General features: G+C 61.8%; 19 protein-coding genes. 6 read left to right on the top strand and 13 right to left on the bottom strand.

What is annotated here, in order from left to right:
• Positions 1–84 precede the first annotated feature (84 nt).
• Positions 85–543 carry a P63C domain-containing protein gene (locus CIW50_RS10750; RefSeq protein WP_149531202.1) on the top strand — a complete coding sequence of 153 codons (459 nt, stop codon included), beginning with the start codon at positions 85–87 and terminating at the stop codon, positions 541–543.
• A 426-nt stretch (positions 544–969) separates the two neighbouring features.
• Positions 970–2,070, top strand: a complete 1,101-nt coding sequence (gene recA, locus CIW50_RS10745; RefSeq protein ID WP_149531201.1) for a recombinase RecA — start codon at positions 970–972, stop codon at positions 2,068–2,070.
• 169 nt (positions 2,071–2,239) lie between these two features.
• Here the strand turns inward: recA and CIW50_RS10740 are convergent, their stop codons facing one another.
• From CIW50_RS10740 to CIW50_RS10720, 5 genes are read right to left on the bottom strand one after another with little or no spacing between them, the layout of a single operon-like run.
• Complete coding sequence (locus tag CIW50_RS10740; RefSeq protein ID WP_149531200.1) at positions 2,240–3,253, bottom strand: ABC transporter ATP-binding protein; 1,014 nt, start codon at positions 3,251–3,253, stop codon at positions 2,240–2,242.
• Positions 3,250–4,257: an ABC transporter ATP-binding protein gene (locus CIW50_RS10735; RefSeq protein WP_149531199.1), complete on the bottom strand. Its 1,008-nt coding sequence runs from the start codon at positions 4,255–4,257 to the stop codon at positions 3,250–3,252. Before CIW50_RS10735 ends, CIW50_RS10740 begins: the two co-directional genes overlap by 4 nt.
• Before the next feature lie 25 nt (positions 4,258–4,282).
• Complete coding sequence (locus CIW50_RS10730) at positions 4,283–5,221, bottom strand: ABC transporter permease (RefSeq protein ID WP_149531198.1); 939 nt, start codon at positions 5,219–5,221, stop codon at positions 4,283–4,285.
• 9 nt (positions 5,222–5,230) lie between these two features.
• Complete coding sequence (locus CIW50_RS10725) at positions 5,231–6,211, bottom strand: ABC transporter permease (RefSeq protein WP_149531197.1); 981 nt, start codon at positions 6,209–6,211, stop codon at positions 5,231–5,233.
• A gap of 31 nt (positions 6,212–6,242) precedes the next feature.
• Positions 6,243–7,850, bottom strand: coding sequence for an ABC transporter substrate-binding protein (locus tag CIW50_RS10720; protein ID WP_149531196.1), 1,608 nt, complete (start codon positions 7,848–7,850; stop codon positions 6,243–6,245).
• 239 nt (positions 7,851–8,089) lie between these two features.
• Here CIW50_RS10720 and CIW50_RS10715 point away from each other — a divergent pair, with 239 nt between their 5' ends.
• Entirely contained in the window at positions 8,090–9,343 is a 1,254-nt protein-coding gene (locus CIW50_RS10715) for an NAD(P)/FAD-dependent oxidoreductase (protein ID WP_149531195.1), read from the top strand.
• A gap of 116 nt (positions 9,344–9,459) precedes the next feature.
• Positions 9,460–9,711, top strand: coding sequence for a DUF6489 family protein (locus CIW50_RS10710; RefSeq protein WP_068735746.1), 252 nt, complete (start codon positions 9,460–9,462; stop codon positions 9,709–9,711).
• An 8-nt stretch (positions 9,712–9,719) separates the two neighbouring features.
• On the opposite strand, the gene CIW50_RS10705 is transcribed toward CIW50_RS10710, so the two are convergent.
• The 4 genes from CIW50_RS10705 to CIW50_RS10690 form a co-directional block, all read right to left on the bottom strand.
• On the bottom strand, positions 9,720–10,697 hold the full coding sequence (locus CIW50_RS10705) for an alpha/beta hydrolase (RefSeq protein WP_149531194.1): 978 nt from the start codon (positions 10,695–10,697) through the stop codon (positions 9,720–9,722).
• A 166-nt stretch (positions 10,698–10,863) separates the two neighbouring features.
• Positions 10,864–14,097: a bifunctional cytochrome P450/NADPH--P450 reductase gene (locus CIW50_RS10700; protein ID WP_149531193.1), complete on the bottom strand. Its 3,234-nt coding sequence runs from the start codon at positions 14,095–14,097 to the stop codon at positions 10,864–10,866.
• A 28-nt stretch (positions 14,098–14,125) separates the two neighbouring features.
• Entirely contained in the window at positions 14,126–15,121 is a 996-nt protein-coding gene (locus tag CIW50_RS10695) for an alpha/beta fold hydrolase (RefSeq protein WP_149531192.1), read from the bottom strand.
• A 9-nt stretch (positions 15,122–15,130) separates the two neighbouring features.
• Positions 15,131–16,672 (bottom strand): WS/DGAT/MGAT family O-acyltransferase, encoded by a 1,542-nt coding sequence (locus tag CIW50_RS10690; RefSeq protein ID WP_149531191.1) that lies wholly within the window; start codon positions 16,670–16,672, stop codon positions 15,131–15,133.
• Positions 16,673–17,171: 499 nt separating this feature from the next.
• On the opposite strand from CIW50_RS10690, the gene CIW50_RS10685 reads away from it, so the two are divergent.
• Complete coding sequence (locus tag CIW50_RS10685) at positions 17,172–17,660, top strand: phasin family protein (RefSeq protein WP_149531190.1); 489 nt, start codon at positions 17,172–17,174, stop codon at positions 17,658–17,660.
• A gap of 102 nt (positions 17,661–17,762) precedes the next feature.
• Here the strand turns inward: CIW50_RS10685 and CIW50_RS10680 are convergent, their stop codons facing one another.
• The 4 genes from CIW50_RS10680 to CIW50_RS10665 form a co-directional block, all read right to left on the bottom strand.
• Positions 17,763–18,146, bottom strand: coding sequence for a DUF4399 domain-containing protein (locus CIW50_RS10680; protein ID WP_502707438.1), 384 nt, complete (start codon positions 18,144–18,146; stop codon positions 17,763–17,765).
• Between the two features lie 69 nt (positions 18,147–18,215).
• Positions 18,216–19,745, bottom strand: a complete 1,530-nt coding sequence (locus CIW50_RS10675; protein WP_149531188.1) for an SUMF1/EgtB/PvdO family nonheme iron enzyme — start codon at positions 19,743–19,745, stop codon at positions 18,216–18,218.
• A gap of 217 nt (positions 19,746–19,962) precedes the next feature.
• Positions 19,963–21,540: a fatty acid--CoA ligase gene (locus CIW50_RS10670; RefSeq protein ID WP_149531187.1), complete on the bottom strand. Its 1,578-nt coding sequence runs from the start codon at positions 21,538–21,540 to the stop codon at positions 19,963–19,965.
• 267 nt (positions 21,541–21,807) lie between these two features.
• Positions 21,808–22,680, bottom strand: coding sequence for an SDR family oxidoreductase (locus tag CIW50_RS10665; RefSeq protein WP_149531186.1), 873 nt, complete (start codon positions 22,678–22,680; stop codon positions 21,808–21,810).
• A gap of 113 nt (positions 22,681–22,793) precedes the next feature.
• On the opposite strand from CIW50_RS10665, the gene CIW50_RS10660 reads away from it, so the two are divergent.
• On the top strand, positions 22,794–23,603 hold the full coding sequence (locus tag CIW50_RS10660; RefSeq protein WP_149531185.1) for a crotonase/enoyl-CoA hydratase family protein: 810 nt from the start codon (positions 22,794–22,796) through the stop codon (positions 23,601–23,603).
• Positions 23,604–23,818: the final 215 nt, after the last annotated feature.

The following is a 23,818-nucleotide window of genomic DNA, read 5'->3' as shown; positions in this document are numbered from 1 at the left end:
CCAAACTAGGCCACTGCCATTTTCAAACTAGGCCACTAGGGTCGGAAACAGGCCAGTACCCAGGATTTCCGCCAGCGCGATGCACTGGCCAAAATTCTTGAAAGGTTCGTTGCAAAGGAATTGCGCCCATGGGTCAAAACGTTCCCTGCCGAATTCTACAAACAGATATTCCGACTTAATGGCTGGGCTTACGTCGAAAATGCCGGACGCCCCGGCGTGATCGGCCATTGGACCAATAACATCATCTACAAACGTTTGGCTCCCGGCGTTTGGGATGAGCTAAAGCGCCTCACCCCAAAAACACCGAGTGGCGCTTATAAGAACAAGCTATTTCAACGGCTCACTGAGGATGTTGGCCATCCAAAGCTGCGCGAGCATATGAGCGCAGTTTTGATGCTGATGAAATACTCTCCGCACTGGCGCGTATTCATGGATCGGCTTGATAGGGAATTTCCGCAATGGGGGACCAATTTCCTGCTGCCGTTCCCAGAAGACTATTCGCCGCCAAACCTACCGCCGCCACCGAACTTTATTGACGGCTGAAATGAAAGAGGCCGCCCACTGAGGCGGCCTTATCCCTATCAATGAAGGGTGGGGCCTGGGTCAGCCAGGGCCGTCAATATGATCCCAGTGAATACCCCGGCGGAATAGATCGCCATTACAGCCCCAACCGATTTGAAGCGCTGGCTAAAAACCCACAACAGGCATCCAGCGACGGTCGCGAACGGGCTAACAACTAAAAACAAGACAATCAGGAAATCTGTTCGGGCCATCTGTAAACGGTAAATCAGGCCACTGCCTTTTTCAAACTAGGCCACTGCGGTCGGAAACAGGCCAGTACCGAAATTCCCAAAAGAACATATTGCGAACATAGAACAGATAGGGTACATTGATTTCAGCCCGAGCAGCGCCGTCGTTTTGGCGCTTGTCTTTTGTCTCTGTCGCGAATCCCTTCATAAGGAGCTAATCATGGCTGCCACTCCGACTGCCCTGCGTATCGTTGAAGGATCCTCCATGGACAAGACCAAGGCCCTGTCGGCCGCGCTCTCCCAGATCGAGCGCCAGTTCGGCAAGGGCTCGGTGATGAAGCTGGGCAAGAATGACCGTTCGATGGATATCGAGGTCATCTCGTCGGGCTCGCTCGGGCTTGATATCGCGCTCGGCGTCGGCGGTTTGCCGAAGGGCCGGGTGATCGAGATTTACGGACCGGAATCGTCGGGCAAGACCACCCTGGCGCTGCATTGCGTGGCCGAGGCCCAGAAGAAGGGCGGCATCTGTGCTTTCATCGACGCCGAACACGCGCTCGACCCGGTCTATGCCCGCAAGCTGGGCGTCAATGTCGATGAACTCCTGATCTCGCAGCCGGATCACGGCGAACAGGCGCTGGAAATCGCCGATACGCTGGTGCGCTCCGGCGCGGTGGACGTGCTGATCGTCGACTCCGTCGCAGCTCTCGTGCCGCGTGCCGAACTCGAAGGCGAAATGGGCGATTCGCTGCCCGGCCTGCAGGCCCGTCTGATGAGCCAGGCGCTGCGCAAGCTGACCGCCTCGATCAACAAGTCCAATACGATGGTGATCTTCATCAACCAGATCCGCATGAAGATCGGTGTGATGTATGGCTCGCCGGAAACCACCACCGGCGGCAATGCGCTGAAATTCTACGCTTCGGTTCGTCTCGACATCCGCCGCATCGGTGCGATCAAGGAGCGCGACGAAGTCGTGGGTAACTCGACTCGCGTCAAGGTCGTGAAGAACAAGCTGGCGCCGCCGTTCAAGCAGGTCGAATTCGACATCATGTATGGCGAAGGCGTTTCCAAGATGGGCGAAATTCTCGATCTCGGCGTGAAAGCGGGAATCGTCGAGAAGTCCGGCGCCTGGTTCTCCTATGACAGCCAGCGCCTCGGTCAGGGTCGCGAGAATTCCAAGGCCTTCCTCAAGGCTAATCCGGACATGACCGCCAGGATCGAAGCCTCGATCCGGCAGAATTCCGGACTGATCGCCGAACAGATTCTGGCCGGTCCCGTCGAGCGCGATGAAGATCATGACGGCGAGGAGCCGGTCGAAGAATAAGACGATCCGATCCGGAGGGCGGTCGACGCTGATCCGGATCGATATCGCAGCTGACACTGTCAGCTGATGTGTTTCGCGGTGGGTGCTGTGGGGGTCTGTTGCCGATACCCTGCGGTGCCTGCCGCGTTGTCGTTTGAGTATACCCTGATCTGAGTGCGCCTGACCGCAACTACCGCCGTGCGGCCGGGACGGGCCCGGCCGGTGGTGCGATCAGTTTGTTGACCGCATGACAGGCGACGCCGTCGACCAGATCCGGCACCACCTTGCGACAGAGATCGAACACTTCCGGGCAGCGCGGATGAAACGTGCAACCGGAGGGCGGATCGATCGGATTCGGAATCTCGCCGGAGACCGCAATCCGCGCGCGGCCTGACATGGCGAGATCCGGCACGGCGCCCAGCAGCATGCGCGTATAGGGCATCCGCGGCGCGCGGAAGAGTTCGCGACCTTCCGCAATCTCCACGATGCGGCCGAGATACATCACGCCAATCCGGTCGGCCATGTGCCTGACCACAGCAAGGTTGTGGCTGATGAACAGATAGGTCAGGCCGAATTTGTCCTGCAGTTCGCGCATCAGGTTGAGAATCTGCGCCTGCACCGAGACATCCAGCGCCGAGGTCGGCTCGTCGCAGACGATGAACTCAGCCTCCGATGCGAGTGCGCGGGCAATCGCGATACGCTGGCGCTGGCCGCCGGAGAACTGATGCGGATACTTCTGCCCGTCGTCGGGATGCAGACCCACCAGCGTCAGCAATTCGCCGACGCGGGCGCGGATGTCGCGCTCGCCCTGAATGAGATCGAAAGCGCGGATCGGCTCCGCAATGATGGCATCGACGCGCAGCCGCGGATTGAGGCTCGCATAGGGGTCCTGAAAGATCATCTGGATCCGCTTGCGCAGCAGCTTTCGCGCGCCCGCCTGTCTGGGGTCGCTCATCGACACGCCGTCGATGATCACGTCGCCCGATGTCGGCGGCAGCAGCCCGACCACCATCCGCGCCACCGTGCTCTTGCCCGAGCCGGATTCGCCGACCAGCGCAAAGGTCTCGCCGCGCTTGATCTCGAAGGAGACACCGTCGACGGCTTTGAGAAACTCCATCGGGCTGCGCTCGATGACGCGGTTGAGCCAGGGCTTCGAGACATCGAAGGCGCGTTTGAGATTGCGGGCCTGCACCAGCGCCGTCATGCCACGCTCTCCGCATGGGCGTGGTCATGGGAATGGCGGGGGTCATAGAGATGACAGGCGACTTGTTGCGCGCCCACAGCGATCGGCTCCGGTCGCTCCACGCGGCACCGGTCGAACGCAAAACTGCAGCGCGGATTGAACGCGCAGCCCTGCGGGATGGCCGAGAGACGCGGCATCGATCCGGGAATCTGCACCAGCCGCTGCGAAGCGTCGCCGGTCAGTGTCGGAATCGCGCCCATCAATCCCTTAGCATAGGGATGCAGTGGGTTCTGCACCACGTCGCGCACCGGGCCGATCTCGGCGATGCGCCCGGAATACATCACGGCCACGCGGTCGGACGTCTCGGCGATCACGCCCATGTCATGGGTCACCAGCATCACGGCGGTGCCATGATCGCGGCCGAGCCGCTTGATCAGCGCGATGATCTGCGCCTGCACGGAAACATCGAGCGCGGTGGTCGGCTCGTCGGCGATGATCAGTTCGGGTTCGGCCGCGATCGCCAGCGCGATCACCACGCGCTGTCGCATGCCGCCGGAAAACTCATGCGGATAGGCGTCGATGCGCTTGTCCGGCGCGGGAATGCCGACCTCGGCGAGCAGATCCACCGCGCGCTTGCGCGCCTGCGTCTCGTTCATGTTGAGATGGGTGCGGATGGTCTCCACCAGTTGGTCGCCAATCCGATACAGCGGATTGAGGCTGGTCAGCGGATCCTGAAAGATCATGGCGATGCGCTTGCCGCGAATGCGGCGCATCTCCTCCGCCGGCAGGTTGTCGATGCGCAGGCCCGACAACAGGATCTCGCCGCCCGCGATCCGTCCGGGCGGATCGATCAGCCCAATGGCCGCAAGTCCGGTCACCGATTTGCCGGCGCCGGATTCGCCGACCACGCCCAGCACCTCGCCCTTGGCGATATCGAAGGACACGCCATCGATGGCGCGGAGCACGCCGCGCCTGCTGGCGAATTCGACGCGCAGGTCGCGCACGGAGAGAACGGGAACGCTCATGTCGGGCACTGTGTGAGGTGAGCCATCATTGCAGCTTCGGGTTCAGCGCATCGCGCAGCCAGTCGCCGAGCAGGTTGATGGACAGGATCAGCGAGGCCAGCGCGAGTCCGGGAAAGGCGATGACCCACCATTCGCCGGAGAACAGATAGTTGTTGCCGATGCGGATCAGCGTGCCCAGCGACGGCATGGTATCGGGCATGCCCGAGCCCAAAAACGACAATGTTGCCTCGGTGATGATCGCGAGCGCCAGATTGATGGTGGCTATCACCAGGATCGGCCCCATCGTGTTGGGCAGTACATGGCGGATCATGATCACGCGCGCGGGCAGGCCGATCAGCTGCGCCGCGGCGACATAGTCTTTGTTCTTCTCCACCATCACCGAGCCGCGCACGGTGCGGGCATATTGCACCCAGAAACTCAGCCCGATGGCGACCACCAGCACGATCAGCGTGGTCGAGGCATCCAGGTGATTGCCGAGCGCCGACTTCACCACGCCGTCGATCAACAGCGCGATCAGGATGGCCGGAAAGGTGAGCTGCACATCGGCGATGCGCATGATCAGGCTGTCGACGGCGCCGCCGATATAGCCTGCGATCAGGCCGAGCCCGATGCCGAGCACCGCCGCAAAACTGACGCCGAGCACGCCGACCACCAGCGAGATCCGCATGCCGTAGAGGATCGCCGAATAGATATCGCGACCCTGTTCGTCGGTGCCGAGCAGAAACGGCTTCTGGCCTTCCGCCGTCCACAGCGGCGCGATGCGCGAATTGATCAGTTCGAGCTGCGCCGGGTCGAACGGATTCTGGACCACCAGCACAGGCGCGAACAGCGCCATCATCAGCAGCAAGAACACGATCGCGGCGGCGACTATGGTGAGCCTGGAACGGCGGAACGAATAGAAGATGTCGCTGTCGATCGCGCGGGCGAGGAGGGATGGTGTGCGGGGGATGGGTGCGTCGGTCATGTCATACCCTCATGCCGGCCGGTTGATCGTCGCGCGCAGGCGCGGATCGACGATGGTGTAAAGGATGTCGACGATCAGGTTGATGGTGACGAAGATCAGCGACACCACCAGCAGATAGGCCGCCATGATCGGGATATCGACATTCTGCACCGCCTGCACGAACAAGAGCCCCATGCCCGGCCACTGGAACACCGTCTCGGTGATGATGGCGAAGGCGATGACCGAGCCGAATTGTAGCCCGGCCACGGTGATGACGGGCACCAGCGTGTTCTTCAGCGCATGGCCGAAATGGATCGCGCGGGTGGTCAGCCCGCGGGCTCGTGCGAAGCGGATATAGTCGGTGCGCAGCACTTCCAGCATCTCGGCGCGGACGAGGCGCATAATCAGCGTCATCTGGAACAGGCCGAGCGTCACCGACGGCATGATCAGCGCCTTCAGGCCGGAGATTGTCAGAAGGCCGGTGGTCCACCAGCCGAATTTCACGACATCGCCGCGCCCGAAGGAGGGCAGCCAGCCGAGCGTCACCGCGAAGAGATAGATCAAGAGAATGCCGATCAGGAAGGTCGGCAGCGAGATGCCGATCAGCGACACCGCCTGCAGCACCTTGGCGAAGAACGAATCCTTCCGCAGCGCCGAATAGATCCCCATCAGGATGCCGAACACCATGGCGATCACGGTCGCGCAGGTGGCAAGCTCCAGCGTTGCCGGCATGCGTTCCTTCAGCAGCGCCGAGACCGGCTGACGAAACTGGTAGGAGACGCCGAACTTGAACTGCACGGCATTGATGAAGTAGCGCGCGAATTGCACGGGGACGGGGTCGTCGAGGCCGAGCGATGCGCGCACCTCGGCGCGCTGCGCCGGCGTGGTGTCGATGGCTACCATCTGGTTCACCGGATCGCCGGCAAAGCGGAACATGGTGAAGGCGATGATGCCGACGGCGATCATCACACCAATGGACTGCAAGGCGCGGCGCAGAATGAAAGCGAGCATGCGTGACCTTCGCTTTCCGCTTGGGTGCCGCCTAGTCCTGCTTCACCGCCCAGTATGGCAGTACCTGATTGTCCGGGCGCTGCACGATCTTCACCTTCTTGGAGACGCCCCAGGCCAGCGCTTGCTGATGCAGCGGGATATAGGCCCAGTCCTTGGCGGCGATCTCATAGGCCTGTTTGATGAGCTGGTCGCGCTTGGCGGTGTCAGTCTCCTGCAGCACTTGATCCGTCAACGCGTCGAACTGCTTGTTGCAATAGCCGCCGAGATTGGTGGCGCCGCGCGGGCTGTTCGGATCGTCGCGGCAGCCCATGATGTCATGCATCACATTGTGCGAATCCTGCGTGCCCGGTGTCCAGCCGAGCAGATAGAATGAGGTGTTGAAGCCGCCGGTCTTGAACACCTTGGCAAAATACAGCGCCTTCGGCTGCGCGTTCAGGATCACCTTCACTCCGATACGTGCGAGCATGCCAACCACGGCCTGACAGATCGCGGCGTCGTTGACATAGCGATCATTCGGGCAATCCATGCCGACTTCGAAGCCGTCGGGATAGCCGGCATCGGCCAGCAATTTCTTGGCGCCGTCGGCGTCGTATTTCGGCCGCGTGAAGTCGCCGGAGAGCTTGAACAGCGGCGGCGCGATCATCAAAGCGGATGGTGTCGACAGGCCGCGCATGACGCGGCTCTTGATCAGTTCGATGTCGATGGCCTTGTAGAAGGCCTCGCGGACGCGGATGTCCTTGAACGGGTTCTTGCCCTTGATGTTCGAGAACAGCAGCTCGTCGCGAATCTGGTCCATGCCGAGGAAGATGGTGCGCAGCTCGGGGCCGGCCATCACGGCGGCATTGGCTGATCCATTGACGCGGGCGATGTCCTGCACCGGAACCGGCTCGATGATGTCGACTTCGCCGGACAGTAGCGCTGCGACGCGGGTGGCGTCGGAGGCGATCGGGGTGAAGATGATCTCCTTGAGATTATGCTCGGGCTTGCCCCACCAGTTCGGGTTGATCTTGAAGACGGTCTTCACGCCGGGCTGATGGCTTTCGATGGTGAAGGGGCCCGTGCCATTCGCATTCAGCGACGCGAAGCTTGGCGAGGTCGCTGCGGCAGGCGTCGGCGCGTTGGCATTGTTCGCCTCCGCCCATTTCTTGTCCATGATGTACCAGACGTCCCATTGCGACGTCAGGATGGGATTGGGCTTGGTCAGCACGAAATCGACGGTGTAGTCGTCGATCTTGAGCACCTTGGCATCGGCCGGAATGACCGTCGTGAAGTCGGAGCCCTTGGCGCGTACGCGGTCGGCGGAAAACACCACGTCGTCGGCGGTGAAGGGGTCGCCATTGTGGAATTTGGCACCCTTGCGCAGATGGAAGCGCCAGCGCGTCGGCTCCGGTGTTTCCCAGCTCTCGGCGAGCGCCGGAATGATCTGCAGATCCTTGCCGCGCCCGACGAGGCCTTCATAGACTTGGCCGTGATGGGCGATCGTCGTGGTCTCGCGCAGCGTATAGGGATCGAGCGATTTCAGGTCGCCCTGATTGGCATAGCGCAGCGTTTGTGCGGAGGCGGGCAGTATAGGGGCAGAAACTGTGGCGAAGGCGATCAACGATGCTGCGGCGGCAATGAACGTCTGGCGGATCGACATACTAGGCTTCTCCATTGCAACACGACGCGGCTGTCTGACAGTTCAGCGACCGCCACATTGTTGGCAGAGATTGCACGTCACGCAAGCAGCATTTGTCAGCTATGCGCTGCACAATGAAGTGGCTGGCGCAATCCTTGCTAGGATCGGGCATAAGCAATTCCACGCATTGCGCGCGTGCATCATTCGGTCACGACAAAGCGCTAACAGGACCGCCAGAACGGTAGACTTTCGGAGCAGAGATGGCGGAACTCAAGGCTGATGTGCTTGTGCTTGGCGCAGGTATGGTCGGTGTGTCGGCAGCGCTGCATCTGCAGGCGCGCGGCCGCAACGTGGTGCTGGTCGACCGGCATGAGAAGGCTGGCGAGGAAACGAGCTATGGCAATGCCGGGCTGATTCAGTGCTGCTCGGTTTTCCCCTATATGCTGCCGCGCGACCTCACCAAGCTGTTTAAGTATGCGCTGAACCGCGCGCCCGAGGTGCATTATCATCTCAACGCACTGCCTGGCATGCTGCCGTGGATCGTCAGATATTTCCTGAACTCGTCGCCTGAGGGAGCACTCCGCAGTGCAATGGCGGCGCTGCCGCTGATCCAGCGCAGCCTGATCGAGCACGAGGCCCTGATCGCGGAGGCCGGCGTGCCGGAGCTTCTGCGCCGGATGGGATGGATCAACGCGTTTCGCTCCGAGGCTACGCTTGAGAAAGGCATCGTGGATCTCGAACGCCATCGCGCCTATGGCGTGCCGGGCGACGTTCTGGATGCCGCCGGCATTGCGGAGCAGGAGCCGAACCTGTCCACCGATTTTGCCGGTGCCATCCACTGGACATCACCGGGCTTCGTGCCCGATCCCGGCGGCCTCGCAAAAGCCTATGCCGCACTGTTGATCCGCAAGGGCGGCCGTTTCATTGCCGCCGACGCCCGGACGCTGGAACAGAGCGACGGCAAATGGCGCGTGGCTGGGCCGAACGGGGCGCTGGTCGCGCGCGATGTCGTCGTTGCGCTCGGGCCATGGTCGGATCAGGTGTTTCGGCCGCTCGGCTACAACATCCCGCTCAAGAGCAAGCGCGGTTATCACATCCATCTGGCGCCATCCGGCAATGCGGTATTGCGCCATCCGGTTCTCGATGCCGATCGCGGCTATCTGCTGGCACCGATGAATCGCGGCATCCGGCTGACCACTGGCGCCGAATTCGCGCTCCGCGATGCGCCGCCGACGCCGGCGCAGATCGAGCGGGCGCTGCCTATCGCACGGCAGACCTTTCCGCTCGGCAATCCCGTCGAGGCAAAGCCCTGGATGGGCGCGCGGCCATGCCTGCCGGACATGCTGCCGGTGATCGGCAGCGCACCGCGCCATAAAGGCCTGTGGTTCGACTTCGGCCACCAGCATCACGGCTTCACGCTGGGGCCGGTGACCGGCCGTCTGATTGCGGACATGGTGACGGGCGTCACGCCGTTCACCGATCCCAAAGCCTTCGCGGCTGAGCGTTTCGGCTGACATCTCGCAACTGCAATGTAGATGTCACATCGCTTGCATCGGGCAGGCGTCAGCGGCGATACTGCCGTTGCGTCGCCATGTTCACGTGAGCGGCCGGTTTGCCTCAGGAGCTGATAATGAAAGTGATCGTCACCGTGGACTGCACGCCGCTCGAGGCGCGCGAATTCCTGGGGCTGCCTGATGTGCAGCCGATGCAGTCGGCGATGATGGATCAGATGCAGAAGAAGATGATGGACAACATCGACAAGTTCTCGCCGGAGTCGATCATGCAAAGCTGGTTCTCGTTCGACCCGAAGATGGGCGAGCGCTTTCAGGAAATGTTCGCCAACATGGCGGGCCTTGGTGTGAAGCCGAAGGACAAGAAGTAGGCGCGCGCTCAGCCCGCGCGGCGCGCGTTGGCCTGCAGCGGTTGCTGCAGCTTCGCCCCGTGCGCATGCCGGGAGATGGCGTCGATCACCAGGGACCACATCGAGATCGGCAGGGCGTGGCCCATCCGGTCGACCATCATCAGCTTGGCGCCGGGAATGGAGGCTGCCGTATCGCGGCCCGCGGCCGGATGCACCAGAGGATCGATCTTGCCGTGGATCACCAGCGTTGGCGCGGTGACCGTGGCAAGCCTCTCTTTACGACTGCCCGAAGCGAGGATGGCGCGGAGCTGCCGACCGACGCCGGCCGGGCTCAGGCCACGCGCATAGGTCCGCTCGGCGCGGTCGAGATCCCTGGCTTCGTCATCGGGGAAGCTGCCAACGCGCAGGAACAGCCAGGTCTGCTTGAAGCGTTCGAGGAACGCCTCATAGCCCGACGGCTGTGGCTTCAGCAGGAGCAAAGACACCGCGCGGCTCGGCTGCGGCAGGCGCGGATTGCCCGTGGTCGACATGATCGAGGTCAGCGAGCGAAGGCGCTCGGGATAGGTGATCGCCATCTCCTGCGCGATCATGCCGCCCATCGAGGCGCCGACCACATGCGCAGAGCGGATGCGCAGGACATCGAGCAGCGCCACCACGTCGGTGGCCATGTCGCTGAGCTTGTAGGGGGCCGAGACGGGCGTACCGAGGAAGCGCAGCTTGGCCAGCTCGAACAAAGTGAACGGCTTGCCGCCGGCCATCTTGGAGGACAGGCCGATGTCGCGGTTGTCGAAACGGATCACGCGAAAGCCATTGCTGGCCAATTCGCGGCAGAAGTCGTCGTCCCAGTGAATCATCTGGGCACCGAGGCCCATGATCATCACCATCGGTTCCGCGTCCGAGTAGCCGAACACATCGAAACAGATATCGATCCCGTTCGCGCGCGCCAGCTGTGGCGGCTCGTACGGGACATCAATCGTTTCGGGGGATCGGGCGGAACGTGGGCTCATGTCAAACATATGACACGGAAAGTGCCTGTGAAAAAGTGACAACCGCGTCATGCGCCAAACAAATCGTCGCAGCGATTAATGAGAGATTGCGCGCACGGCAATTGTGACAGTGCGCGCAGTCTTTTGTGACAGCGATTGTGACAATGGAACTGGTATCAACCTCTCGCTAGCTCCCGGCCCAGACGTCGAGAACATAGCGATTGCGTGTGCCGAGATCGTCGATCCAGGTCAGCGCTGCAGCCTCATCGCCGCCACTGCGCTCGCGCTGGATCGCCATCAGCGCCGCTTTCACGTCCGGCTCCATCTTGCCGCCGTCGCCGCAGACATAAGTAATGGCGCCCTGCTGGATCAGATCCCAGACGCGGTCCTTCTGCTGGGTGATGAGGTGCTGCACATAGGTCTTCGGCGCATCGCCGCGCGAGAAGGCGGTGTGTAGTTCACAGATACCATCGGCGGCGAACCCCTTCAGCTCCTCGGCATAGAGAAAGTCCTGATCGGGATGGCGGCAGCCGAAGAACAGCAGCGCAGGGCCAAGCGTAGCACCTTGCGCCTTGAGCGCGGCGCGTTCCTGCAGGAAGCCGCGGAACGGCGCGAGGCCCGTGCCCGGTCCGATCATGATGAGCGGCACAAGGGGATCGGCGGGCAGACGGAAGCCGGCCTTGGTCTCGCGTATGATCGCATGCACGGTATCGCCGGCGCGGCGGCCGCTCAGATAGTTGGAGCAGACGCCGCGATAGATCCCGCGACCGGAATGCGCGGGGCCCTGAACGACGGCTGTGGTGACGCTGCAGCGTGCCGTCTCACCCTGCGGTGACGACGAGATCGAGTAATAGCGCGGCGCGAGCAGCGACAGCATTTCCAGATAGGCATGGAACGGCAATTCGCAGGCGGGGTGTTCTTCCAGCAGGTCGAACACCGATTTGCGTTTGGCGAGGATGTCACTGCGATAGCGCTCGCTTGCGGCGGGATCGTCGCCGATATAACCGAGCAGTTTCGGCCTGGTCATCGGGCAGCGGGTGTTCTCCGCCATGATCTGGATCTGCTTGCGGGTGGCGACTGCCTGCAGCTCGACGAACTCCGTCAGCAGCCGTCCGACCGAGACAACGTCGCCGACCGGCAGTTGCGCGCGGCGGCCTGCGGCGACCTGCAGCCGGATCTGGTCGTCCGGCAGAAAGCCGAAACGCCGCGCGACGGCGTCGACCAAAGCGGGATCGTTGCGCGGCACCACACTGAGATGATCGCCGACGCGGTAGCTGGTCCCGGCAGGCAGCTCGATCTCGATATGACGCGTTGAGCGATCCGACGCACCGTTCTGCAGTTCGCGATTGCCCAGCACCTTCATCGGGACCACGCCGCCGAGTGCAACGACGGTGTTCACTGCGCTCGGCGCCACTGGCTCGATCTGATAGAGCGGCGCGTCGTCGGCGCTGCGCTCGAAACCGGTATCGAGGCCGAACTCCTTCACGGCAAGCGGACGCAGTTTCGCAAACCAGTCCTCGAACTGGCCGTCGAGATCGTCGCGCGCATCGCCTTCGCCGCGCACATAGGCGTTGGTGGCGCCATGCGCGCGCAATTGGTCGTCGATAATGCGGGGTATCGACTGATAGGTCGCCAGCCAGTCGCTGTTGCCGCAGCCGAACACGGCGTAGCGCACTTTGGCAAAGGCGTCCTTGGGTAGGTCGGTGCCCAGCCAGTTGACGAATTGCGTGGCGTTGTCGGGCGCTGCGCCGTTGTAGGAAGCACAGAAGATCAACACGCCGCCCTCGGTCGGCAGCTTGCCGACAAAGTCGTCGAGCGGCGCGAGCTTGGTTGCGAAACCGTTGACTTCGGCCAGATCCGCAACGCGGGTTGCCAGTTCTTCGGCAGTGCCGAGATTGGAACCATAGAGCACCAACAGCGGCGTGTTGTGGCTGGGCCGCGCACGGCCCGTGGCCACGGGCGCGCGTGGCGCAGCAGCCGAGGTAGCCGCGTTTGTGCGGCCTGCATACGCGCCGCGCTCGTGATCATGGCGCGGGCGCACCTTGATCTTGAAACCATCGGGCTTGATGGTCAGCGTTTCTTTCAGCACCATCTGGTAGCGCTTGTGATCGGTCATCTTGAAGCGCTGCAGGATCATGCCGAGCGCCAGCGCCGCCTCGTGCATGGCAAAGCCGCGGCCGATACAGGCGCGCTGGCCGTTACCGAACGGTTTCCAGGCGTTGATCGGCCGCGCCGCTTCGGCCTCCTTCGAGAAATTCTCGGGGTCGAACGCGTCGGGATTGGGTCCCCAGACCGAGGGATCGCGATGTAGCGCCAGCACCAGGATGGTGACGAAGGTGCCCTTGCGCAGCTTGTACTTGCCGCCGCCGATGGTTTCGTCCTGCACTGGCGCAATGCCATAGGCCGGTGCCGGCGGCCACAGCCGCAGCGACTCCTTCAGGATCTGTGTGATGTAATGAAGCTGCGTGACCTGCTGATAGGTCGGCTTGGCATCGACGTCAGGACCGAAGACGCGGTCGACTTCCTCATAGGCCTTCTTCAGCACGTCGGGGTGCTTCAGCATCGCGTAGATCGCGCATGACAGTAGGCCTGAGGTGGTCTCGTGGCCGGCGATCAGGAAGGTGTTGATCTGGTAGCGGATATTGACGTCATCGAGCTGTTCGCCGGTGGCGCGGTCGACACCCGTCATCATCGCTGCCAGCATGTCCTTCTTGCCGTCCGCTGCCTCTGCCGCCTTGCGGCGCTCGGCAATGATCTCGTCAACCATCGAATTCATGAAGGCGACGTCGCCGGCGAGATCGCGGCGGCGCTTCTGCATCCAGAGACTTTCCAGCGGCAGACCGCGGGTCATCATGATGGTTTCAAGCGAACGCACCAGCGATTCCACGAACGGGTGATAGTCGCTCCGGTAGAACGAATTGAAGCGATAGTCGAAACCGCACAGGCCGATCGTATCCAGGGTCAGCGCCGTCATGTCATGGACGACGTCGATTTCCTCGTCGGTGTTGAGGCGTTCCCATTTCTTCACCAGCTGCTCGGCGATATCCACCATGCTGGGGTGATAGGACTGCATCGCGCGGTTGCCGAACGGCTGCAGCAGGATGTTGTGTGCCTTGGTCCAGTTCGGCTCCCTGGTATCCGCCGTAAACAGTCCGTCGCCGCCGACGGCGCGCACCCGGCGCAGCGCGCCGCGCACGGCCTTGTCGAACCGTTTCTCGTCGCTGAGCTCGTCGACGAGATCATGGCCGCCGACGATCACGATGGGTGAGCCCATCATGTCCAGCCAGAAGATCGGCCCGAGCTCCTTGGCTAGCCGCGCCAGATCCTGCACTGGCGCATTGGCATCCAGCGACAGCATGTTGCCCACCACCGGTTTCTTCGGCGGATGCGGGATCGGGGCGAGTTTGTTGGTGGACGTCATTTCGAGAGTCTTTCCTGCCCGTATGTGCTTATCCGAACCGCCGGCGCCGCCAGTCGATCAGCACCTGGCTGACCTCGTCGGGCTTCTCCTGCTGGGTCCAGTGGCCACTGTCCTTCACCAGATATTTCTCCAGGTCGGAAATGATGTTTTCCATGCCGTCCGCGGAGGAGGGCGGCAGCACCGCGTCGTTCTCCGCCATGATCATTAGCGATGGCACGCGCACGGTGTGATCGAGCCCCTCGGCGCGGGCCCAGTTGCCGCTCATGTTGCGATACCAGTTGATGCCGCCGGTGAAGCCGGATTCCTTGAAGGCGTCGACGAAGATTTTCTTTTCCTCGTCGGAGAGAATCTTCTGGCGCGGGTCCTTCGCGGGATCGTAAGCAGCAACCATCTGCGGGAACGCGAGATTGGTCTTCGACGACGCGCCGATGCCGCCGACGGGCGCTTCGCCGACATTGGCGTGCTTGCGCGGCATCGGCTTGCGCATGAAGAAGTCGAAGGCCTTGTCGACATTATCGCCGAAGATGCGATCCGGCTCGTGTGCGGGATCCTGAAACTGGACGATATACATCGTCTCGCCGAAGCGCTTCTTGTAGATCAGCAAGGGATCGACCGGTGCGCGGTCGGTGTGCGGCGTATTCACGCCGACCACGCCGGCGACACGGTCGCGATGCCGCAGCGGCATCTGCCAGACGATGAAGCCGCCCCAGTCGTGACCGACGAAGATCGCCTTGTCGATCTTGAGGTGATCGAGCAGCGCGACGAGGTCGCCGGTGAGATGTTCGATGCTGTAGTCCTCGACGGCGTCGGGGCGCGACGTCGCGCCATAGCCGCGCTGGTCCGGCGCGATCACGCGGATGCCGGCGGCAGCCAGTGCCTTGATCTGATGCCGCCAGGAGAACGCCATTTCCGGCCAGCCGTGGCACAACACTATCGGTGGTGTGTCGCTCATGGGGCCGGCATCGTAGTATCCCATGCGAATGCCATTCAGCTTAGCGAACTGCAACGGGGGCATTTCAATCATGGTTATTCCCTAGCTGGCGGTCTTGAGAACGTCGGGCGGCGCAAACGCCGCCTGCAGCAGCGCGAATTCGTCCGGCATCATGTCGGCGAGCACCTGCACATGCGGGATGATGTTGGCGCCGGCAATGAAGCCGAAATCGAGCTGGTCGCGATAGCTCTGCACGGTGATGTTCAGCGCCAGACCATGGGTGGCGATGGACACCGGAAAGATGTGCAGCAGCTCGGCGCCGGCCGCATAGAGCGTCTGCCGCGGGCCCGGCACGTTGGACACGGTGATGTTCGCCGCCGGCGGCAACACGTCGGACAGGTTGGTGCGGCTGTAGAGCAGCGCCAGGATCTGCACCATGATCGGTGCGCCCAGCATGGAGATGTTGGAGACCTGCGGCATCAATGCGCGCAGCGGATGCGACATCTCCTTGGACTTGGTGGACTGCGCGATGATCGCTTCCAGCCGCTCCTTGGGATCCTCGATATTGCTGGCGATCGAGCAGATCATGCCAAACACCTGATTGTTGGAATCGGTGTTGCCTTCCTCGCGCAGCGAGATCGGCACCGCGGCAGTCAGGGACTTGGCGGGCAGGGCGCCTTTTTCCTTGAGATAGCGTCGGACAACGCCTGATGAGAGCGCCAGCACCACGTCATTGAGTTTGCCGCCCGCCTGTTTGGCCACGGCCTTGGCCGCCGACAGCGGCACCGACACGCCGGCAAAGCTGCGTTCCGAAGAGATGGTTTTGTTGAGCAGCGTCGGCGGCGACAGCATGCTGTTGAGACTGTCGCGCGATTTCGGATCGGCAATCTTCGCCATCACGTCGGACGCGCTCTTCACCATGGTCGGGATCGAGCCGGCGAATTTCACCGCGCTCTCGATCTGGAACATGGCGTTGTCGAACAGGATCGAGCCGATATCGCTCTTGCCGGAGCGCGGCAGTTCGATGCCTTTTCCTGCGCCCTCCAGCGGCTGCCGCCACAGTTGCTGATAGGAATCGATGAAAGACGCGGCGATATCGCGCGGCTCCTGCCGCAGCTTCGCACGCACTTCCGGTTTCTCGATCTCGCGGGGGATCGGCGTCACGTCATAGATCATGCTGGTGAGGGCCGCGCCGGCGCCGCCATCGATGCAGGCATGGTGCATCTTGGAATACAAGCCGATCTCGTTGTCCTTCATGCCCTCGAAAACATAGAACTCCCACAGCGGCCGGGCGCGGTTCAGCAGCTTCGCATGCATCCAGCCGACGATGCGTTCCAGCGTGGCGCGGTCATGCGGTGCTGGCAGGCTGCCGCGAAAGATGTGGCGGTCGATGTCGAACTGGTCGTCCTCGACCCAGGAGGGGTGGTCGATATCCAGCGGGGCCTTTTCCAGCCGTGCCTTGAGGATCGGCGCCACATGCAGGCGCGAGGCGATCATCGCCTTGAAGTCCTCGAAGAAGTCGCCCTTGTAGTCGTCCGGCAGGCGAAAGATCGCCATGCTGCCGACATGCATCGGCATCTCCGGCGTTTCCAGATACAGAAACGACGCGTCCATTGAGGACAGCTTCCTGCCGGCTTCCGCCATGATACGTCCCTCCCTCGAACATCACTTTAACGTCGCTTGGCGCCTTTGCGGCGCTCTACCGATGAGTGTGCCTGTTCGCGGAGCGAATATGCAATGGCAAAGAAGTGAGGGAATTAGGCGGATAGGATCGACCCGGAATCCTCCGGAGAAGGCTGACTTGCAAAGCTATGCCCGTAGATTGAGCTGACGATTTTTTGGCTGCCTGTTTAGATATCCCTACGCAGGCGAGCGGAAGACTAAATTATAAAGCTAAATAAGGGGGTATCGGGTCATTTGGATTCCCGATCGTTGCGGTAGCCCGTTAATGCATCTTCGGTTGCTCAGTAATTCACCACATCACGAATTCGTGATATTGCAATGCACCATGAATGTTGCGGTGCATTATTTACTATGTCATAGAAGTTGTACCCCGGGCCCACAACGGCGGGACGGGGTGAGCCGAGCCTGCGTACAAGCAAGAGCTTTGCAAAGGCGGCGCAACCCGAGGATGGAGACGAACATGACGATCGAAACCGAAACCAATTCCGTGCTGAACAACGTCAAGCAGGCTTTCGCGCCCGTCACCGAGGCGTTCACCAAGCTGCAGAACATGGAAGTGCCCGAAGCCACCCGTGACTTCGTCAAGCGCGCTGCTGGAACTGCCAAGGACAAGGCTGCTGAGTTTCAGGGCAATTCCGAGAAGGTGACCTCGGCCATCGAGACCGCCGTGTCGAACTCGGTCTCCGAGGCGACCAAGATCAGCCGCAACGTTCAGGACGCGTTCTATGCGGACGTCCAGTCGTTCTTCGCTGGTATCGACAAGCTCGCTTCGGCGAAATCGCTGAGCGAAGCCTTCCAGGTGCAGACCGATCTCGTCCGCGCCCACGGCGAAGTGCTGACTTCACGCGCCAAGGCTTCGACCGAATATCTCGGCAAGCTGGTGTCGGAAGGCGCCAAGACCGCGCAGGACAATATCTCGAAGGCAACGTCCTTCGCCAAGACCGCCTGATCCACGCGCGATCAAGCGACATGAATTCGAAAGGCCCGCGCAAGCGGGCCTTTTTTGTCGTTATGGCAGATCAGGCCGTGCGTCCCGGCGTCGAAGACATGCTCACTTGATTGTCACGGTAATCTTGTTCGAGACGATTGGCGGGTTGAAGGGATAGTGAGCGCCGTCTCCCAGAACGAGCTGGAGCGTATGTTTGCCTGGGGCCAATTCGATGCGTGCTTCGGTCTGGCCGGCTCCGAAATGGAGGTGCGACTTGTCCTGCGGGATCGGTTCCTTGGGATCGAGCGGATCGTTCACATCGATCAGCAAATGATGATGGCCGCTGTTCTGGAAATTATCGCCTGCATGAGTGACGCCCATATTGCGCAAACCGAAACGACACCAGAACCCGCCTTTGATCACCGCTTTGTCTTGCGGCCACACGAAATAGAGAACTGCGTCTTTCGGCGCGGGCCTTTCTTGCGCATGGATCGTAGCGGGCGCCATTGACAGCATTGCCGACAATACGATGAGCCCGGTGATCCTCATGACGCATCCTTTCCTTCGGGGGCGATCTCAGGATGAAATGGCAATCCGGAAACCGTGGGTCGGATATCGTACGTTGGTGTCGTAGCTATCGCGGCTTGCGGGCCGGACGTAACGCGTATCGTTTTTCCAGGAGCCGGATCGAATGACGTGCGAGAAGCAGTCGTTCTCGACCCAGGGCGATCCATTCTGCGGGGCTCCCTGATAATTCTTGTGCCAGCAATCCTCTGTCCATTGATGGACGCCACCACCCATATCGTAGAGTCCGAACGGATTTGGTTTCAGGCTGCCGGACTTGAGCGGCTGTTCGGCTGCGACGGCGTCCGCGCAGTTCTTGCAATTGGCTATGCCGGGCTGGAACTGGTCGCCCCACCAGTATTTCGTTTGCGTGCCGCCACGCGCGGCATACTCCCATTCAGCTTCGCTCGGGAGCCGGAAGGCTTTTTGTGTTTCCTTCGCGAGCCATGCGACAAATTGCTTGGCATCGCTCCAGCTCACATCCGTGACCGGAATGTCGTCCCGCCCTGTCACCAGGAACGCGCAGGCATTCGCGGCAGCGCACGCGTTCCACTCGCGAACCGAGACCGGATACTTGCCGATGGCGAAGGGCTTGATCGTGACCTGGTGTATCGGCTTTTCCGTTATGTCGTCATTGCTGCCCATCGCGAAGGTCCCGCCGGGGAGGGGGACCATGGCGGGCTCGATGACCGGCATTGGCTTTGGTGGTGCCGGTGGCGGCGCAGGCGTTACCGCCGGAGCAGGTTCAGGCCGGGCCTGCTTGGCGGCGGGCGCTGATCGGGGGCTTGTATTCCCTGTCTCTTGCGGAGGCGCCGCGGGAGCTGACGCCTGCTGGCCAATTTCACTGCGCGGATAAGTCCTCATGTACCAGACGCTGGCGCCTGCAATAGCCAGCAAGATCACGCAGAACGAAACGATCAGAACATGCTCACGCTGCTTCCGCGCCTTGTTGAAGGCCGCGGGATCGGGAAGCACCCGGTAAACTCTCACCGGGTCGGTAATGTTCTTGATCTTGCGGTCACCAAGCGACTGATAGCCGCAGACAAGTTTGTGCTTGATCTGTTCGTAGACGCCGCCAGAGATGTACACTTGGCCGGGGTCGGCAATTCCCTCCAGGCGCGCAGCAACATTGACGCCATCGCCGAAGACATCGTCAGGCTCGATGATCACGTCTCCCAGATTGACGCCGATGCGATATTCGATCCAGGAGTTCCTTGGCAGCGCTGCGTTGCGTCCGATCATGCTTTGCTGGATGACGATGCCGCATCGAACGGCTTCGACCGGACTATCGAATATCGCAATGAACCCGTCGCCAGTTTTTTTGACGAGTTTACCGTCGTGCTCGGTAATGCTGGGTTCGATGAGGTCGCGCTCGATGCGCCTGACGCGCGCATGCGTCCCTTCCTCGTCGAGCTCCATGAGGCGGCTATATCCGCAGATGTCTCCCACGACGATCGCCGCGAGGCGGCGCGGCGTTCCGACGCGCGGGGTGGCGGGGTCCTTGCCCCTGCCTGAACTGATGTCACGAATCTCGCCGCGCATGACTTCGCGCCTCTACAACGGACACACGAGGTTTAGTTGCCGTTCGGCTGCTGGCCTTCGTGACGCTACGCTCAACGTCTACGTCAGACAATTCCCCCAAATCGCTAATCGGACGGAGCCCGGAGGCACGCGCGGTAGCGAGATGACGAAGTCTCTCGCGTTCGCTGTATCGATATACCCGGGGGTGCCAATGGGGGATTCGGCTGCGGCAAGGTTCTCAATTCACCTGCCGCTCTTTCCCGACCCAATACGGATCGCGCAACTGCCGCCGCAGGATCTTCCCCGACGCATTTCTTGGCAGCGCCGTGATGAAGTCGATCGTCTTCGGCGCCTTGAATCCCGCGATGCGCTCGCGCGTGAACTTCATCAGGTCGGTTGCGCTGAGCTCCTTGCCTGGTTTCAGCGCCACCACGGCCTTCACTGCTTCGCCCCATGTATCATCGGGAATGCCGATGACGGCGACCTCCGCCACATCCGGATGATCGCAGATCGCACTCTCGACTTCGGCGGGATAGATGTTCTCGCCGCCGGAGATGATCATGTCCTTGATGCGGTCGTGGATGTAGAGAAAGCCGTCACTGTCGAGATAGCCGGCGTCGCCGGTGCGTAGCCAGTTGTCGCGATCGAGCGTGCGCGCAGTTGCATCCGGCAGGTTCCAGTAGCCCACCATATTGGATGCCGAGCGCGTTGCGATCTCGCCGACTTCACCTGTTGGCAGCGGCTTGCCGTCGGCATCGAGAATGGCGATCTCGATGCCCGGCAGTGCCTTGCCGGCTGAACGCATGCAGTCGCGGCCCTCGATATGATCCTCGGGCGCCAGCACCACGATGGTGCCGGTGGTTTCAGTCATGCCATACATCTGCACGAAGCCGCAGCCGAACACGCTGATGCATTCCTTGAGCAATGCAGCCGGGATCGGCGACGCGCCATACATAATGTATTTCAGGCGCGCGAAATCCATCTCCCGCGCGCGCGGCTGCCGCACGATGAACTGCATGGCTGCCGGCACCAGGAACAGTTTGCTGATGCCGTAGTCGCGGAAGAAATCCAGCACCTTGTTTGGGTCGAACTCCCTGGCGATCACGTTCTTGGCGCCGTGATAGAGGCCGAACACCGCCCAGCCGACGCCGCCGATGTGAAATACAGGCATCGCCACCAGCGAAACGTCATCGGCGGTCCAGACATTCCAGTCGGGGTTCTCGTCGGTGCCGCCGATGCGCAACAGCGACAGGAAATTCTGGTGCGACAGCATCGCGCCCTTGGGCTTGCCTGTGGTGCCCGACGTGTAAAGCTGGATCGCGACATCGTCCTTGGTGGTGGGGAGGTTCGGGGCGCGCTCGCTCTGCGCGTCGCGCCAGGCAGTAAAGTCCTGCCACTCTGGTGCACCGCCTTCCGTGGTCATGACGATGCGCACGCCCGGCATTTGCGGCTTGAGGCTGCGCACCAGATCGACGAATTCCGGTCCGACGAACAGCACCTGTGCCTTCGCGTCGTCAACGATGAACGCGATTTCCGGTCCGGCGAGCCGCCAGTTCACCGGCGCCATCACCACCTTGGCCTTCACGGCGCCGATCAGGAGTTCGATGAAGAGGTCGCTGTTCTTGCCGAGATAGGCAATGCGCTCGTTCGGCTTGACACCGAGCGCCATCAGCCCGTTGGCGACGCGATTGGCATTGCGATCGAGTGACTTGTAGCTGGTGTCGCGGCCCTCGAACACCAGCGCTATTGAATCGCCGCGCGTCTGTGCTTGGACGCGAATGACATCGGCCAGTGTGGCCGCTTCCGCAACGGACATGTGTCTCCCTCCCGCAGTTTATTAGTTGCGGAGAGTGTGCGGGCGTCCGGGAGAGCTGACAAGATGAGAAAGGTTTTGCAGTGCGGTGGGATGAGCACCTTCGTGTGGGACGTACTCGCGCGGTCGCTCACGACAAACTCCGTCACACCGGGGCTTGCCCCGGCCATCCACGCCTTTCTTCACTTTATGGCTATGGCCAAGACGTGGATGACCGGGACAAGCCCGGCCATGACGAACATTGGCAGTAGTGCTTGAGCGCGCAGCGCGTTACCCCCGCTGCGCCTTGTCCTTCTCGTTCTGCGCCTTGATGCTGTCGCGCGCCTGGATCCACTCGGCATCGGACCAATCGCGCAGCTGATAGAAGTTGCCGCCCATGGCGAGCGCCTGTGCGCCGTCCATGGCGATGGTCTCGCCACTGATCCAGTCGCAGCCGCCGGAGATCAGGAACACTGCGAGGTTCTGCAGCTCTTCCATCTTGCCGACGCGGCCCATCGGGTTCTGCGCGCGGGTGCGCGCACCGGCTTCGTCGCCGGGCTTGATGCGCTTGCTCATGCCTTCGGTCGGAATTTCACCGGGTGCAATCGTGTTGAGGCGGATGCCGTAGCGGCCCCATTCGGTGGCCAGCGACATGGTCATGGCGTGGATCGCCGATTTGCTCATGGCGGATGGCACCACATAGGGGCTGCCGTTCCGCACCCAGGTCACGGTGATCGACACGACATTGCCCGGCACCTTGTCGGCGATCCAGCGGCGACCGACGGCGTGGGTCATGTAGAACGTGCCGTGCATCACCGTATTGGCGACCGCGTCGAAACCGCGCGCCGAGAGGTCCTGTGTCCGCGAGATGAAATTTCCGGCGGCGTTGTTGATCAGGTCGGTGAGGGGGCCATCGGCCCAGATACCCTCGATCATGGCGTCGACCGCCGCGGAGTCGCGGATGTCGACGCCGTGGCTGGTGACCTTGCCGCCGAATTCCGCCATCAGCTCGGTTGCGGTCTCGTCGCATACAGCCTTGCGGCGACCGCAGATGTGCACTTCGGCGCCGAGCTCGAGAAATTTCGCCGCCATCGATTTGCCAAGACCGGTGCCACCGCCGGTGACGAGGATTTTTCGGCCTGCGAGGAGCTGCTGATTGAACATGGGAGGGTCCTGCTTTAAGAGGATGCGGACGGGTTAATTAGTTGATTGACTAAACCCGATACCGCTTGCGTGTAAAGCGGGAAGAAAAAACAAGTCTAGGAAGGAAACCTCCCATGGAAGACCGCATCTCTGTGTCCATGACGGACGGCGTTGCCGATGTTCGGCTGGTCCGCGCGGACAAGATGAATGCGCTGGATGCGGCGATGTTCGCGGCATTGGTCGATACCGCCGATCGTCTCAGCCGCGAGAAGGGGCTGCGTGCGGTCGTGCTGTCCGGCGAGGGCCGGGCGTTCTGCGCCGGCCTTGACATGGGACGATTCGCCGCGATGAACGATAATGGCGGCGACGGTATCGGCGGCGCGCAGAAGCGCGACCTCGCGCTGCGCACCCATGGTCTTTGCAATCATTCCCAGCAGGCGGTGTGGGGCTGGCGCCAATTGCCGGTGCCGGTCATCGCAGCAGTCCACGGCGTCGCCTTCGGCGGCGGCTTCCAGGTCGCGCTCGGTGCTGATATGCGCTTTCTCGCGCCGGACACGCGGATGTCGGTGATGGAAATCAAATGGGGCCTGGTGCCCGATATGGCCGGCACGCCGATCCTCGCCAGTCTCGTACGCGATGACATCCTGCGCGATCTCACTTACACCGGCCGCATCTTCTCGGCGCAGGAAGCTCTGAGCTACGGCCTTGCCACGCGGATCTGCGACGATCCGCGCGCTGCCGCGCTCGAGACCGCACGCGAGATCGCCGGCAAGAGTCCCGATGCAATCCGCGCCGCCAAGCGCATGCTCAATAATCTCGCCATCGATCCCGGTCCTGCGCTGCTCGCCGAATCCGTCGAGCAGATGAAACTGATGGGTGGACCAAACCAGACCGAAGCCGTGCGCGCGAATATCGAGAAGCGCGCGCCGAGATTTGTGGACTGAAAAACTTCGTCCTCATCCTGAGAGTCTGACCGAAAATGCGGTTCGTAGAGTCAGCCACACAGTACATCGTCATGCTCGGCGAATGCCGGGTATCCACGTCTTGGCCAGGTTCTAAGACGTGGACGGCCGGGACAAGCCCGGCCATGACGGAGCTTTGATTGCTTCGTCGCCGAGAGGCTCCTTGTAATGACGGCTGAGAGGCCTCGTTAAAACTA

Origin of the sequence: Tardiphaga sp. P9-11 (assembly GCF_008329525.1) — a bacterium.
Taxonomy (GTDB): domain Bacteria; phylum Pseudomonadota; class Alphaproteobacteria; order Rhizobiales; family Xanthobacteraceae; genus Tardiphaga.
The sequence above is the reverse complement of the archived record's forward strand: the minus strand, read 5'-3'. Positions and strand labels throughout refer to the sequence as shown.